Consider the following 516-nt stretch of genomic DNA (forward strand, 5'->3'; position numbering starts at 1 on the left):
GTAGTTCGACTTGCTGCTCGCTGCAGATCTCCACCAAGCGTTCCTGCGCGCGATATTGCGCCCACGCGGCCGCCGTGGTGCCGGCGTCCTTGGCCGAGTCGGAGTAGCCGATCATCACTTCCTGCGGGCCTTGCAGCCGTGCGCGATATCCCGGCAACAGTAACAGCCGCTCCATCACCGGCCCGGCGTTATCGAGGTCAGCGAGGGTTTCGAACAGCGGCACCACGCGCATCGGCCGCAACACGCCGGACTCTTTGAGCAGCAGTTGCACGGCGAGCACATCGGAAGCAGCGCCGGCCATGGAAATCACGTAGGAGCCGAGCGAAGCGCCCGGTGCCGCGGCGATTTCCTTGCAGGTGTTGAGCACTTCGGCGGTGTCGGCGGACGGTTTGAAATGTGCCGGCAGCAGTGGTCGGCGATTGCTCAGTTCACGGGTCAGGAAGCTGATGCGCTGCTCTTCGTCCCAATCTTCATAGCGACCGAGGCCGAGGTAGTCGGTGATTTCGGTCATCGCCG

1 protein-coding gene is annotated in these 516 nt (G+C 63.8%); it reads right to left on the reverse strand.

Annotated features, from left to right (window positions below; translation table 11 throughout):
• A partial coding sequence (locus tag BK660_RS29870) for a phosphoenolpyruvate carboxylase (RefSeq protein ID WP_123436389.1) occupies positions 1–516 on the reverse strand: 516 nt, incomplete at both ends.

Origin of the sequence: Pseudomonas brassicacearum (assembly GCF_003732265.1) — a bacterium.
Classification (GTDB): Bacteria; Pseudomonadota; Gammaproteobacteria; order Pseudomonadales; family Pseudomonadaceae; genus Aquipseudomonas; species Aquipseudomonas brassicacearum_D.